17 protein-coding genes are annotated in these 13,724 nt (G+C 44.5%); 13 read left to right on the top strand and 4 right to left on the bottom strand.

Translation table 11 applies throughout. From position 1 onward, the window contains the following. The first annotated feature begins 32 nt into the window (after positions 1-32). On the top strand, positions 33-917 hold the full coding sequence (locus AB4583_RS10795) for a PA4780 family RIO1-like protein kinase (RefSeq protein WP_372117288.1): 885 nt from the start codon (positions 33-35) through the stop codon (positions 915-917). A 150-nt stretch (positions 918-1,067) separates the two neighbouring features. Here AB4583_RS10795 and AB4583_RS10790 read toward each other — a convergent pair whose 3' ends face one another. The 3 genes from AB4583_RS10790 to AB4583_RS10780 all read right to left on the bottom strand — a co-directional run bounded on the left by AB4583_RS10790 (position 1,068) and on the right by AB4583_RS10780 (position 4,095). Continuing rightward, positions 1,068-1,808, bottom strand: coding sequence for an SDR family oxidoreductase (locus AB4583_RS10790; protein ID WP_017068314.1), 741 nt, complete (start codon positions 1,806-1,808; stop codon positions 1,068-1,070). Further along, positions 1,808-3,379 (bottom strand): cryptochrome/photolyase family protein, encoded by a 1,572-nt coding sequence (locus AB4583_RS10785; protein ID WP_017068315.1) that lies wholly within the window; start codon positions 3,377-3,379, stop codon positions 1,808-1,810. The genes AB4583_RS10790 and AB4583_RS10785 overlap by 1 nt, the downstream gene beginning before the upstream one ends. Positions 3,380-3,672: 293 nt before the next feature. Continuing rightward, positions 3,673-4,095 carry a universal stress protein gene (locus AB4583_RS10780; RefSeq protein WP_017063967.1) on the bottom strand — a complete coding sequence of 141 codons (423 nt, stop codon included), beginning with the start codon at positions 4,093-4,095 and terminating at the stop codon, positions 3,673-3,675. Positions 4,096-4,330: 235 nt separating this feature from the next. On the opposite strand from AB4583_RS10780, the gene AB4583_RS10775 reads away from it, so the two are divergent. The 10 genes from AB4583_RS10775 to AB4583_RS10730 all read left to right on the top strand — a co-directional run bounded on the left by AB4583_RS10775 (position 4,331) and on the right by AB4583_RS10730 (position 12,132). Beyond that, a complete protein-coding gene (locus AB4583_RS10775; RefSeq protein WP_372117285.1) occupies positions 4,331-5,461 on the top strand; it encodes a PcfJ domain-containing protein in 1,131 nt (376 codons plus the stop codon). Between the two features lie 39 nt (positions 5,462-5,500). Beyond that, positions 5,501-5,635 carry a hypothetical protein gene (locus AB4583_RS10770; RefSeq protein ID WP_017059202.1) on the top strand — a complete coding sequence of 45 codons (135 nt, stop codon included), beginning with the start codon at positions 5,501-5,503 and terminating at the stop codon, positions 5,633-5,635. 66 nt (positions 5,636-5,701) lie between these two features. Next, a complete protein-coding gene (locus AB4583_RS10765; RefSeq protein ID WP_017059203.1) occupies positions 5,702-6,136 on the top strand; it encodes a GNAT family N-acetyltransferase in 435 nt (144 codons plus the stop codon). A 242-nt stretch (positions 6,137-6,378) separates the two neighbouring features. Continuing rightward, a complete protein-coding gene (locus AB4583_RS10760) occupies positions 6,379-6,633 on the top strand; it encodes a DUF3297 family protein (protein WP_017059204.1) in 255 nt (84 codons plus the stop codon). A gap of 505 nt (positions 6,634-7,138) precedes the next feature. Further along, positions 7,139-8,512 carry a glycerol-3-phosphate transporter gene (gene glpT, locus AB4583_RS10755; RefSeq protein WP_029235560.1) on the top strand — a complete coding sequence of 458 codons (1,374 nt, stop codon included), beginning with the start codon at positions 7,139-7,141 and terminating at the stop codon, positions 8,510-8,512. A gap of 61 nt (positions 8,513-8,573) precedes the next feature. Next, positions 8,574-9,644, top strand: coding sequence for a glycerophosphodiester phosphodiesterase (gene glpQ / locus AB4583_RS10750; protein ID WP_372117332.1), 1,071 nt, complete (start codon positions 8,574-8,576; stop codon positions 9,642-9,644). Between the two features lie 261 nt (positions 9,645-9,905). Then, positions 9,906-10,370, top strand: coding sequence for an ASCH domain-containing protein (locus AB4583_RS10745; protein WP_017059207.1), 465 nt, complete (start codon positions 9,906-9,908; stop codon positions 10,368-10,370). Positions 10,371-10,500: 130 nt separating this feature from the next. Continuing rightward, positions 10,501-10,995 carry an HAD family hydrolase gene (locus AB4583_RS10740; protein ID WP_017068318.1) on the top strand — a complete coding sequence of 165 codons (495 nt, stop codon included), beginning with the start codon at positions 10,501-10,503 and terminating at the stop codon, positions 10,993-10,995. Between the two features lie 121 nt (positions 10,996-11,116). Continuing rightward, a complete protein-coding gene (locus tag AB4583_RS10735; protein ID WP_017068319.1) occupies positions 11,117-11,497 on the top strand; it encodes an STAS/SEC14 domain-containing protein in 381 nt (126 codons plus the stop codon). 233 nt (positions 11,498-11,730) lie between these two features. Beyond that, a complete protein-coding gene (locus AB4583_RS10730) occupies positions 11,731-12,132 on the top strand; it encodes an NUDIX domain-containing protein (RefSeq protein ID WP_017059210.1) in 402 nt (133 codons plus the stop codon). Between the two features lie 53 nt (positions 12,133-12,185). On the opposite strand, the gene AB4583_RS10725 is transcribed toward AB4583_RS10730, so the two are convergent. After that, positions 12,186-12,587 carry a YkgJ family cysteine cluster protein gene (locus AB4583_RS10725; RefSeq protein WP_017065706.1) on the bottom strand — a complete coding sequence of 134 codons (402 nt, stop codon included), beginning with the start codon at positions 12,585-12,587 and terminating at the stop codon, positions 12,186-12,188. Positions 12,588-12,795: 208 nt separating this feature from the next. On the opposite strand from AB4583_RS10725, the gene AB4583_RS10720 reads away from it, so the two are divergent. Both AB4583_RS10720 and AB4583_RS10715 read left to right on the top strand, forming a co-directional pair. Then, positions 12,796-12,957 carry a hypothetical protein gene (locus AB4583_RS10720; protein WP_017059212.1) on the top strand — a complete coding sequence of 54 codons (162 nt, stop codon included), beginning with the start codon at positions 12,796-12,798 and terminating at the stop codon, positions 12,955-12,957. Next, positions 12,957-13,640, top strand: a complete 684-nt coding sequence (locus tag AB4583_RS10715) for a pseudouridine synthase (protein WP_017068320.1) — start codon at positions 12,957-12,959, stop codon at positions 13,638-13,640. The genes AB4583_RS10720 and AB4583_RS10715 overlap by 1 nt, the downstream gene beginning before the upstream one ends. Positions 13,641-13,724: the final 84 nt, after the last annotated feature.

Raw genomic sequence — 13,724 nt, 5'->3', positions numbered from 1 at the left:
TATCTGTAAGATAAGTGATGTATAAAGGCGGCATGAAGATACCTAAAAGAATACAGCCCTTAGTTGACGATGGTTTAGTCGACGAGGTGACAAGCCAATTAATGAGTGGCAAAGAAGCGTCAGTGTACATAGTGCGCTGCGGCGATACGATCCGTTGTGCCAAGGTATATAAGGAAATAAGCCAGCGCAGCTTTAAAAAAGCAACGGCGTATCGTGAAGGCCGAAAAGTACGTAATAGCCGCCGTGCCAGAGCGATGGAAAAAGGCTCTGGTTTTGGTCGTGAACAACAAGAGAAAGTGTGGCAAAACGCTGAAGTGGATGCCTTGTATAAACTGGCTGAAGCGGGCGTACGTGTGCCTGTGCCTTATGGCTGTTTTGATGGCGTGCTGCTTATGGAGCTAGTCACTGACGATGACGGTTATGTGGCTCCAAGATTGAACGATGTTGTAATGTCAGCAGAGCAAGCGATCGAAGACCACGCCGTGATGATGACTTACGTAGTTAAAATGTTGTGTGTTGGTTTGATCCATGGTGACTTGTCTGAGTTCAACGTATTGGTGGATGAGTACGGTCCAGTAATTATCGACCTACCACAAGCGGTTGACGCTTCGGCTAACAACAACGCTGAGTGGATGCTGGCTCGTGACATCAATAACATCCGTGACTATTACGCTCAGTTTGCTCCTGAACTGGCAAAAACCGAGTATGCCAAGGAAATGTGGGCGCTGTACGAGAAAGGCGACTTGAAGCCAGACAGCAAACTGACGGGTGAGTTTACGGAAACCGACGACTTGGCTGATATCGAAGCCATCATGCAAGAGATAGACGCTGCGCGAATTGAAGAACAACATCGACGCGAGCGAGCTAAAGAAGAGAAAGAAGGTGTTGACGATACTAAGTTCAATTGGGCTGAATAATCGTGATGATCAGTTTTGATCTTTAGCTAGATATCAACCAAACGCCTTTTAAAACAGAGGCGTTCTTTCTAAATAAAAACCCAATGGAGCTTCAACTCTGTTGGGTTTTCTTTTTTAGCACTTATCAAAGACGACGAGTGGTATTGGTTTCTACCAACTTAACTGTTCACCATCGTAAGCGTAGAAGTGCCCACTGTTATCCGGTGTGGCAGTGCGAATAATATCGACCAACTGATGGGCGACATAGCTTGACTCAAACAACTTACCTTCAGGGACATTGGTCTGAAAAGGCTTCGACAGAGCTGTGTCTGTCGTGCCCGGGTGCAGAGCCAACACGGTGCCTTTCTTAATGGTGCGTTGCCATTCGATCGACATGGTTTTGATGAACATATTTAGGGCTGCTTTCGATGAGCGGTAGCTATACCAACCGCCTAATCTGTTGTCTGAAATACTACCTACTTTTGCGGATACCACAGCAAATTTTGGATTGTCACTCGCTCTAAGAATCGGCGTGAAGTGCTTTGCCAATAATAAGCTCGGTAGGGTGTTCACAGAGATGTTTTTGAGGAAAAACTCAGGGTCGATGGACGACAAGTTCTTTTCCGGTCCAAGATCTGGAGTGTGGAGCATACCCACGCAGTTGATCAGCCAATCAAGTTGTTCAAACTCAGAACTCAAGCGCTTAATATCAGCTTCGTCGGTGGCGTCGACTTTGTGCCAGCTCAAGCGATTGTTTTCTAGTTCCGGCTGTTGAGAGTGGTAAGTCGCGTCTACATGCACATCAAGAAAATCAAACCGAGAGAGCTCAGATAATAGGTGTTTAACCACAGCGAAACCAATACCGCCGCTCCCACCGACCACCAATATGTGTAATCTGAGTTGCTCCACCATTATAAGTTCTCCAAGTTTGTGATTCGTTGTTCAGCAGTATCGAGAATCGCTTGTTGTGATTGCTCATCCATGTTGTCCCAAGAGCGATATAACATGCCCATACGTGGGTTGCGGTTTAACGCATCGCGGTGCTGGTCCATAAAGCGCCAATACAAGCTATTGAAAGGGCAAGATTGCTCGCCGCTGCGTTCTTTTATCTTGTAGTGACAGCCTTTGCAGTAGTCACTCATGCGGTTGATATAAGAACCGCTGGCAGAGTATGGTTTGGTTCCTACGATCCCGCCATCCGCAAACAGTGCCATACCTCGCGTATTTGGCATTTCAACCCACTCAATCGCGTCGACGTAAATACCGAGGTACCAACTGTCGACTTGGTCAGGGTCTATACCCGTGATTAAACAGAAGTTGCCAGTGATCATTAACCTTTGGATGTGGTGCGCGTAAGCAAACTCAAGAGACTGGTCAATCGCATGCTTCATGCAGTTCATCTTGGTTTGTCCGTCCCAAAAGTAATGGGGCAGGTTATTATGTGCTGAGTAATGGTTTTTGTTGGCGTAAGCAGGCATGTTTGCCCAATAGACGGCGCGTATGTACTCTCGCCACCCCAGTATTTGGCGTACAAATCCTTCGACCTGTGCAATATCGATGCTTGGCTTATCTGGTGAGCTGTCTCGAAGACAGGATGCTTGGTAGGCCGACAGTGCTGCATCAATCACTTCTTTAGGGCTCAGCAGTTTACTGTTCAGCGAGAACGATATACGGCTATGATACAAGCTCCATTTAGAGTCGTGCTCTGTCGTCATCGCATCTTGAAACTGCCCAAATAACGGCAAGCAGACTTGGCAGAAATGAGCGAGTAGAGACAAGCTTTGTGCGCGGTTCACCGGCCATAGTAACTGGTTACCGACTTGACCAATAGTTTGCACTTGGTGGTGCTCGATACGCTGCAAAATGTCGGTTATGTCATTGGTAAACATTAGCGGCTGAGGCAGGTTTTCGATGTCTTGTTTCTTGAGTTTCTTTCGATTGTTCGCGTCGTAATTCCATTTGCCGCCAACGGGCTTTCCGTCTTCTAACAAAATGTCGAATCGCTTTCTCATTCGGCGATAGAAGTGCTCCATCATGATGTGTTTGTCTTTCGGAAACTGTTGTTCGATCTCTTCGAATGGAAAGAGGAAGTGTTCTGTATCACAACAACCTTTGGTCGCATTGGTGAGCTTGAGCTTGTTCATCTGCTCTAAAAGGCGATATTCATCTGGCCTTTGATATTCGAATTTCTCTGCGCCGAATTCGTGTACATAGTGCTTTAGGAGTGTGTCTAGGTTTTCAAATTGCGTTGTGTCGTCAAGAGTAAGGTGTAGTACTTGATTACCTTGTTCTTTGAGTTCGTTAGCGAAGTAACCCATCGCACAGAAAAACGCGGCCACTTTTTGAACGTGAGAGGCAACATAATCTGTTTCTTGTTTTAGCTCAGCAATGATGTAAATAACGTCATCGTTAACCTGTCTAAACCATGAATGCTCAATGTTGAGTTGGTCACCTAATACAAGTCGTACCGTTTTAAATTTCATAATGCGTCCTGGTTTGTGAGGCTTGTTGTGACTGCGTTACCGCCTGTCCATTGATTGATGAAGGCATGGTCTGGGTCGTACATTTCAGTACGTTGATTCAAATCGAAATGACGTGATTTGTTAATTATTAGACGCTTACGAGTTGATAGGCTGACAAGATCACAAATGATTACTCTAAGTGGGAAATAGGAGATTTCGATCAGGATGAGTGTGTTGAAGAGGATATCAAGCCAACCAATAATACCGATAGAGGTTGGCAATGCCGGTTATTTTTGAGTGTCGAACTGGAGCTTCTATTCCATTGGAACAACGAGAATATCGATAGGGGAAGTATCGATGATCTGTTTAGAATGGGAGATGAGCTTATGCCAAAAATCATGGTGATGGCCGCACAGCAATAGGTCAACGCCGTTTGCTTCGATGGCATTTTTGAGCTTATCGTTCAAATCACCCGTTCCCACGAAAATGTGCTTGATTGGGTGCTTGGCGTAGGCTTCAAACTCTTTCAAATGCTTAACGGCATCTTCATTGATGGGTAAATCACCGTCATTTCCCTGAATATCAACGAGCTCTGGATAAATTTCTCCATGCGTACCATCGATATAAACAAATGAAATGCCAGCCTCCAGTTTATCAGCGAAGAAGGTCGCTCTATCAATGAGAATCTTGGTGTCGTCAGACAGTTCAAGTGCGACCAGAATATGTCGGTAATCCATAATTAAAGCCTCTTGTTGTGAGTTATGTAACAAGCATAGTTTCTGTTGACGCAAATGATATCGAAGAGATCTCATATTCCGTAAAATCATCATTCAATGTTCTTCTAAGCACTATCGTATTTATATCGCTTTGATTGGTAAGAAATTTACAAAAGGTTGATATAGTGGTTGAAGCGCTAGCTTATGCTGTTAGATAGGCTTGATAGTTCAATGCGCCAATAACGAAGAGGCATCAATGACAGCACTACTAACCATTCCCACTCGAACATTAGGTTTCGACTACGATATTGAGATCCGAGACTGGTCTCAAAAGCTCGTCGGCTTTCATGTGTTTGAAGATGGTAGACGACCGCTTGATGGAGGCATTGGGCTGAGCCTCAACCTTGTTGAACAGTTTGACGTGAATGGTCGTTGGCTAAATTCATTACCTGCGCGTTATCGTGAAATCACCGACGACTTTCCAGAATACCAATACCAGATGTTGTGGCTTGCTGCGAATACTTATGAAGCCGCGCAATTGCTTGAATTAAGGCCTGTTATTTTGGCTTTGATCTGCATGAAATACAGTGTCGACAACAAGAAAGCACTGGCACTAAGTCGCTTAGGGCAGAAGAAGATCCTTACCAAGTTGGGCTTAGACGGCAGCAAGGCGACACTCAAATTCATCGACAAGCTAGAGCTTCATTACAATGTTGGTGATGAACTCGACCACATTGTTCGCATTCTCGAGCCACTGCAAAGACGAGTTCTTAAGTTTAAGCATTACTCAAAAGTTGGATACACAGCCCTGCGTTTGGACCAAGTTCATCCATTTCTAACTGGTAGCAGGCTAGGGATTGCAATGGTGGAAGAGGGCAGACTTAACGCACCGTCGAAGATGGCGATGTTCCAAGATGCGATATTGCTAGGGCAAGATTTGGAGATGGATGATCCACTGCGCGCGATTACCAGTCAGAACTCTTTTGCGATGTTTGAACAACTCCATGACCGCTGGACGGAGCAACGCCAATTACGTCGTTTGGAGGGTAACTGCCCAATGGATAAAGACATCCCTTATCCCGTTCCTTTACTTGGCAATGACAACATTCATCCGCTCACGGATTATTACGACCTTGAACACGAAGGCATCGAGCAGAAGCACTGTATTGGCGTGTATCACAACCGAATCATGGGCGATCGTTATGTGGTGTTTCGCATGCTCAAGCCTCAGCGTTTAACCATAGGTTTACGCCGTGTCCCGAGCAAAGCATTTCCTTTTGAAATAGACCAAATCTGCGGAAAACGAAATGCACCTCCGTCGGAATCCGCTCGCCAAGTGATTCACGACTGGTTGGAAGCGAGTAAGCAGAAGTATCCTAAGCAATAACCATCCCAATCAATAACCATGAAGTAGAAGGAATACAGGATGTTTCAACAAGGCGATCTTTGCCCGCATTGTGGTTTGATTATTGTGATGCCTACGGATCTGCAAGGTGAATGCCTAGGATGCGGCGAAGAAATTAATCAAGACCCAGCAGACGATTACGACGAAGAAGAGTAGCTTTACCTACACTTAGATTAAACAAGGCTAGGATAGCCGAATTACTCTCTTTAAAAGGACGGAAAAATGCAGAAAGTAATCTTTAGAAATTGCGATGAAAACTCACCTTATTGGCATGAGTTAGAGGGCTTATTTCAAAGTGAATGGTCTGATTTCAAGTTTAAAGATACATATAAAGAAAACGTACAACTCCCTCCAGTAATAACAGTACTTCGCGATAATGTGGTCATTGGTGGCTTGGCGTATTCCTATTTTCAAGAACCTCACCAAGTTCGTGATGTAGTGTGGATCAACGCTGTGTTTGTCGACCCTCAATGGCGCGGTCAAGGCATTGCCAGTGAACTGATTAATCGTGGTGTCAGACAGGTTTCTTCTGCAGTGCAAACTCAACTCTACGCGTACACCAATATCATGGGTCTCTACCAAGGGCTAGGTTGGTCAATCGTAAATATTGAATCAGAACCGAACCATAAAGTGATGAGTATTGAGCTTAATCGATAAGCTCGGAATAAAAGCCTGATATTAGTTTATCTGCCGTTCGAGTAATGAATTTCTCCCTTTCATCCATAATGCATAAACCTGTTAAATTTTCGTTGAAACTCATGCCGATATCGCCTTTAAATCAAACAACTAGCTGTTGATTAAAACGATCAAGACGATTTATTGCAGCAGTTGTTGAGCACAAAGCCTATATTGACTAGAATGACGCACTTTTTTTATTTACGTACATACAGGTAATGAACATGAGCGATACTAATTCAAGACCAGCTTTACCAGATCATCTTGCAGGCAACCCACGCAGCCCACACCACGTTGCTGAGTGTTTCGAATACCCAATCGGCATTCGTCTAAATGGTAAAGAGCGTACTGATGTTGAAGAATACTGCATCAGCGAAGGTTGGGTTAAGATCCCTTCTCCAAAAGCGCTAGATCGTTTTGGTCAGCCAATGCTTATTACTCTAAAAGGCACTGTAGAAGCTTTTTACATCGACGCATAATCATGTCGTGTGGCTAGCTAATACTTCGAGTAATTAGCTAATGTTTGCTTAATTAGCCAACATCAAGACACCAAGCGTTATTACCTAAAAGGGTCTAGAGAAATCTAGACCCTTTTTGTTTGCATTGATTTTAGCGAACTTCTTTAACCAATAGCCCAAACCACCTTCATAACTCCACAGATTCAACCAAAATTGTTGTTATTCACTATGCATTCGCAGTAATAACAAAGTTGTTGTTGGTTGATTTATGTTCGCTCGCTCTTTTTGGATTTATTCGTACTCGAAAGTTCTGATGTTTAATTAAACGAATACAAACAAAAATATGAAGCGCAGTCTAATTAAATGAAACTAATATTCTGTATTTAAAGTTATTTTTTGTTAATAACTACCTCTATCACAGAAATTAATCCTGAAGCACATACAATTCCCTTGATTTCGAATGAGCGCTAAATTTTTTCGTTCGAGCATTTAAATTCTTCCTTCGCCCAATAATTATGAGGTTCCTATGTTTGGAATATTCAAACCTATGGCGCATATCGATCGCTTGTCATCAGATAAGATCGATAGCACCTACACACGACTACGATGGCAGCTGTTTCTTGGCATCTTCGTTGGCTATGCGGGGTACTACTTAGTCCGTAAAAACTTTAGTTTGGCGATGCCTTATCTCATTGAACAAGGTTTTAGCCGTGGAGAACTAGGGGTTGCATTAGCGGCGGTATCTATCGCTTACGGCTTATCTAAGTTCTTAATGGGCAGTGTTTCTGACCGTTCTAACCCTCGTTACTTCCTCAGCGGTGGCTTGTTAATGTCGGCACTGGTGATGTTCTGCTTTGGCTTCATGCCTTGGGCAACAGGCAGCATCACTGCGATGTTTATCCTGCTGTTCTTGAATGGTTGGTTCCAAGGTATGGGTTGGCCAGCTTGTGGACGAACCATGGTTCACTGGTGGTCACGAAAAGAACGTGGTGAGATAGTGTCAGTATGGAACGTTGCTCACAACGTGGGTGGCGGTTTGATTGGCCCAATGTTCTTGTTGGGGCTGTGGGCTTTTAACGACGATTGGCGAACCGCTTTTTATGTTCCTGCATTTTTTGCCACTCTCGTTGCTGTCTTTGTTTGGTTTACTGTAAGAGATACACCTCAATCTTGCGGCTTACCACCGATTGAAGAACACAAAGACGATTACCCAGACGACTACGATACGTCTCATGAGAAAGAAATGACGGCGAAAGAGATCTTCTTTAAGTACGTTTTCTCTAACAAGCTGTTGTGGTCAATCGCGATTGCTAACGCGTTTGTATACCTTATCCGCTATGGCGTACTCGATTGGGCTCCAGTTTACTTAAAAGAAGCAAAAGACTTCTCGGTAGATAAATCGTCTTGGGCTTACTTCCTGTATGAGTGGGCAGGTATTCCTGGCACGTTATTGTGTGGTTGGATTTCAGATAAATTGTTCAAAGGTCGACGCGCTCCAGCAGGGATCCTGTTTATGGTTCTCGTAACTGTCGCAGTGTTGGTGTACTGGTTGAACCCAGCGGGTAACCCAACGGTTGATATGCTGGCACTGGTTGCGATTGGTTTCCTTATCTATGGTCCTGTAATGCTGATCGGTTTGTATGCACTGGAACTTGCGCCTAAGAAAGCAGCGGGTACAGCGGCTGGTCTAACGGGTTTGTTTGGTTACTTAGGTGGCGCGGTTGCTGCGAACGCAATACTCGGCTTTATGGTTGACCATTACGGCTGGGATGGCGGCTTCATTATTTTGGTCGGCGCTTGTGTGGCTTCAATCATCTGTCTGCTTTACGCCTTCTTAGGTGAGCGTGCGCACCATAAACAAAAAGATCTCGAACGAGAGAAAGAAGCGTTAGCTCAGTAGTGTATTTACTGAATCACATCTATAAATAACAACAGAGGCAGGTATATCCTGCTTCTGTTTTATCAAGGGAAACAATAATGAAACAACGTCACTGTTTCTGACCTTATTAGCACTAAGCTTATCTGCACAAGCGTTCGCTGAGCCTTTAGTGATTGCTCATCGCGGTGCTTCTGGTTATTTACCTGAACACACATTACCCGCCAAAGCGCTGGCTTATGCGATGAAACCCGATTACATCGAACAAGATGTCGTGATGACCAAAGACGACCAATTGGTGGTGTTACATGATCACTATCTAGATCGAGTAACAGATGTCGCGGATCGCTTTCCAACACGCGCTCGCGCAGATGGCCGCTACTACGCGATTGATTTTACGCTCGCTGAGATTAAATCATTAAAAGTGACCGAAGGCTTTAACCTCGATGACCAGGGTAAAAGAGTGGCAGGGTACCCAACGCGCTTCCCAATGTGGCAGTCTGATTTTCGTGTCGCTACCTTTGCAGAAGAGATCGAGCTGATCCAAGGCCTAAATAAGACCTTAGGTTATGACGTGGGCATCTATCCTGAAATTAAAGCACCTTGGTTCCATCGTCACGAAGGCAAAGACATCTCCAAAGCGGTACTTGCGACCTTGCATCAATATGGTTACCTATCGAAAGACGACAAAGTGTATTTGCAGTGTTTCGACGCCAATGAACTTCAACGCATTAATGATGAGCTCATGCCAGCGATGGAAATGGACCTTAAGCTCGTTCAGTTGATGGCCTATACAGATTGGAATGAAACCATGACCTACCAAGGCGACAAAGCAACGCCGTACAGTTACGACTGGATGTTTGAAGCTGGTGGCATGGAAAAAGTGGCGTCTTATGCGGAAGGAATAGGCCCTTGGAAGCCAATGTTGGTGGACGATGCATCGACCAAAGATAACATCATTATTAAACCGTTAATGAAGTCAGCAAAAGACGCGGGCTTAGATGTTCACCCGTACACGTTCCGTGCTGACCCAGGAAGAATCCCAGCTTATGCTGATAACTTTGATGGCATGTTGGATGTCTTCTACAACCAAGTCAAAGTTGATGGTGTGTTTACCGACTTCCCAGACAAAGCGGTCGACTTCTTGAACCGTTAATACCCCGTCAGTTACAAGCTATTAGTAACGAGATACTAAGAGCCAAAATACCGACTAAAGGTGCTTTTGGCTCTTCTTTCACTTTTTGGATCTCCTTGTACTGGCCTCGAAATCCTACCTATATTCTTCTTTCTCAGCCCGCATTTTGATATTCACTCGGTTTACAGCTATAACCTGACTTGATAGGTTACTCCCAATGCAGCCAGATGCTTAATCTATAAGTGTTTATCGGCTCAACCTGATATTGAATTTGGAAAGATCATGGAAGAAAGAAGCAAAGCTTATCTTGATAGCTACCTCAACACATTACCAGCAGACGTTGCTTCGCAATACACCTCTTTTAGTGCCGACTATTACTGTGCTGATGAATACAACGCCAACCTCTGCGCCCAGTTAATTCTCAAGGGTGAAAAACAAGCGTCTTGCAGCCTTGAATATTGGTACAGCCATGAAGGCGAGACGAGACCAGTAGTTGGTCACTTGCAAGTCGTCACTGACTGGGATGGCAAGCCAGTTTGCATTGTAGAGATCACTTCAGTCTCACAGTGCAAATATAACGAAGTGACGGCGGAGTTTGCTGCTGCCGAAGGCGAGGGTGACAAAACACTCGAATGGTGGAAAGAAGCTCACTGGAACTTCTTCTCTCGTGAATGTGAAGAGCTCAAGATCTCACCAAGTGAAGACATGTTACTTATGTTGGAGCGTTTCAAAGTGGTTTATCAATAAAGGGTATTTTGTGTTTAGAAGATCGTGCTCCATAAACAGTAACAAGGTTGTCCATAATGAGCCTAACCGTCCGAGAAGTTTTTATAGGCTCGCTTAAACATTAGATAATTCATCGTATGCAGGAGGCAAGATGACAAAGCTAATCGAATTAACAGAAATAGTCTTATTCGACTGGGGCAATACGCTGATGGTCGATTTCCCAGACGCACAAGGGAAGATGTGTGACTGGGAAACCGTACAAGAAGTGAGTGGTGCTCGTGCATTACTGGGGGAGTTGTCGAAAACTCATCTAGTTTATGTTGCTACCAATGCTGGTGATTCCAGTAAAGACGACATCATTCGAGCCTTTGAGCGTGTTGGCCTATCTCAATATATCTTGGGTTACTTTTGTAAGGCGAGCATTGGCTTTTCTAAGTTTGAGCCGGGGTTCTATCCTGCCATTATTTCTAAGCTCGGTGTTTCACCACAAGAGATCACCATGGTAGGCGACACTCTTGAGAAAGACATTTACCCAGCACTTGAAGCGGGTTTGCAAGCGGTGTGGTTGAACACGGAAGGTGCTGAGCTTAAGTCACAGCATCCAGGTATCGTACAAGTTCAATCCCTAAGCGAACTGTTGGAGTAGCGCGATTAACTCTCTGATATTAAGTTCAGATAAAGCGCTTGTCCGTTTTGACGTAAACCTCTCATCTCTTTGCTGTTTAATCCTCTAAGCTAAGTCTAGTTTCCACTATGAGGGCTAGGCTATGAATATCGAACGTCACGGAATATCGGTTGGAATTGAACGTGTTAGCGGTGAAACCATTGTTGTGTTCAAAGCGAAAGGCAAACTCACACACGATGACTATCAAGCAATGATGCCAATTCTAAATACCACGCTAGAAGAACTCGATTCATCGAAACTCAAGATGCTGGTCGACATCTCCACCTTAACGGGTTGGGAGTTACGTGCTGCTTGGGATGATTTCAAACTGGGATTAGAGCTCAATTCGAAGATAGACAAAATCGCGATTTATGGTGACAAAAGCTGGCAAGAAATGGCATCAAAAGTCGGCAGTTGGTTTGTGTCCGGTGAGATTAAGTCATTCGAAGACCATGACTCTGCGCTTAAGTGGCTAGTCGATTGATTCTATCTACGAACAACTAGAAAGCAATCCGTAAACATCGCCAATGACAGTTGACGAGAATTGTCTCGAACGCTGTCATTTTTCGTTTTGGCGATGATATTTCCTATTCGATTCAATAGAGTATATTCCTTCCAGCGTGTAACATACCCAGGCTTTGTTTGGTCGTGACTAATAGAATAGCGCGGCCAGATTCAGTAAGAACGAGAACTAAAACAGAAATAAGGTCTAACGACATGCATAAGGTAATTGATAAGCTGGCTTGGATATTCATCAAAGACGGCAAGCTGTTGATGGTCAGATCAAAAGGCAAAGAACTGTTCTATCTACCGGGTGGTAAGCGTGAAGCTGGCGAAAGTGATGAGCAAGCACTGGTTCGCGAAATCAAAGAAGAGATCTCAGTTGATTTAGTGCCTGACTCCATCAAATACGTCGAGACGTTTACAGGCCAAGCTGATGGCAAAGCGGAAGGCGTATCGGTGCAATTGACTTGCTATCTTGCTGATTATACTGGCGAACTGTCTCCGGATGCCGAAATTGAAGAGCTTAAGTTTGTGGATGGCAACGACAGAGCGGTATGCTCATTGGCGGCACTGGTTGCGCTTGATTGGTTAGAAGCGAACCAGTATTTGGCTTAAGGTTTTAGCGGCTACTAGCTAATACTGAAGATTGATCTTCAAAAGATCATCGCTTACGAATAGCTTGAAGGGCGGCTGTCTTTCATCAACAGGTCGAGTTTCCTTTGAGCTTTCTTCGTGTCTTGTAAATCCACCACCTCAATCATTTCACACTCATCTCGTACCATCTCATTAATTAGGCTTGGGTAGTGTCGGCAATCTTCTGGTCGGTCTAAGTAAATGCTACATGTGTACTTGGCTTGAGCCTTGGTGTCTTTCGTCGGAACCAGCTCCAGAAAAGGGCAGCGAGTTAAACGTTCGCCAGATTCAGGGTCGAACCAGATCTCGCTTCCTCGAACATATTCAAAGATGTCTGGGTTGAACAACTCCCACAAATCGATCTCTTCTTGAGTCGCGGCAAGGTCGCCATCTCCGTATTTGATACAGCATTTTCCGCATTGATTACAATCTTTCATTATCGACTTCATAAGTTGGTGAGCTTTTATCATTTTACCACTGATAGGCGTGGCACGTTGATTTTGTTGTTCATGGTTAAGCCGTTACGGGCGGGAACTTGGAATAGCGGTGCTTAAAATCAATTTATCTATGCACCACCACTCCAATCAAAGCTGTAAACAGTGATACAATTTGCGCCTCTCACGTTATTCAAACAAAGGCATCAAGATGAGAACCGTATACACCACCGAAGGCAACATTAACGCAAAGAAACAAAAAGAGGCTTACCCAAAGCTCGCTTTATGTGACAAGTGCGTTGGTGACTATGTGGTTATCGAGCAAGGTGAACGAACTTACAAGCCTTGTGCTAAATGTGGTGCCGACGATTAATGCGCCTTGATAAATACCTATGTAAAAGCACTGACCTAACCAAGCCTGAAGCGATTGAACGCATCCATAATGGCGAGGTGAACGTAAACAGTGAAACAGTTACTGATGAGTCAGCCCAGGTTCATGAAAGCAACACCATCTTGTTAAATGGCACGCCGCTTAAGTTGCGTGAATTTCGTTACCTCCTGATGCACAAGCCTGCGGGTACCATCTGCTCTAATATCGATGAAGTTTATCCTTCATTGTTTAACTACATCGAGATAGACAAAGCATCAGAACTGCACATCGCAGGGCGCTTAGATGCCGACACCACAGGCTTAGTCTTGCTTACCGATGATGGGCGATGGTCATTCAACATCACGATGCCAACCAAGTCATGTAAGAAGGTCTATCGCGTGACATTGTCACGAGGTATCAAAGACGATGTCGCTGATAAGTTCAAAGCGGGCATTCAATTGCAGGGCGAACAAAAACCGACGCGTCCGGCAGAGCTCGAGGTGATTACCAGTAAAGAAGTGCTGTTGACCATTACAGAAGGCAAGTTTCATCAAGTAAAACGAATGTTTGCTGCGGTCGGGAATCGAGTTGTTGGCCTACACCGTGAACAGATTGGTGATGTTCGTTTAGATGTTGAAGCAGGCCAGTGGCGTTATCTAACTAAAGCCGAAGTTGACTCATTTTAGCAAGACTCTGAATAAGAGCTCTGAATAAACGCCGTAACCACTTAAAGCGTTAAGCGTGTCAGCACCGGAATATCAATACTATAA

It is taken from the genome of Vibrio sp. 10N.222.49.C12 (assembly GCF_041475025.1).
Lineage (GTDB): Bacteria > Pseudomonadota > Gammaproteobacteria > Enterobacterales > Vibrionaceae > Vibrio > Vibrio crassostreae_C.
Note: the sequence above shows the minus strand (reverse complement) of the source record. Positions and strands in the feature narration are given on the sequence as shown.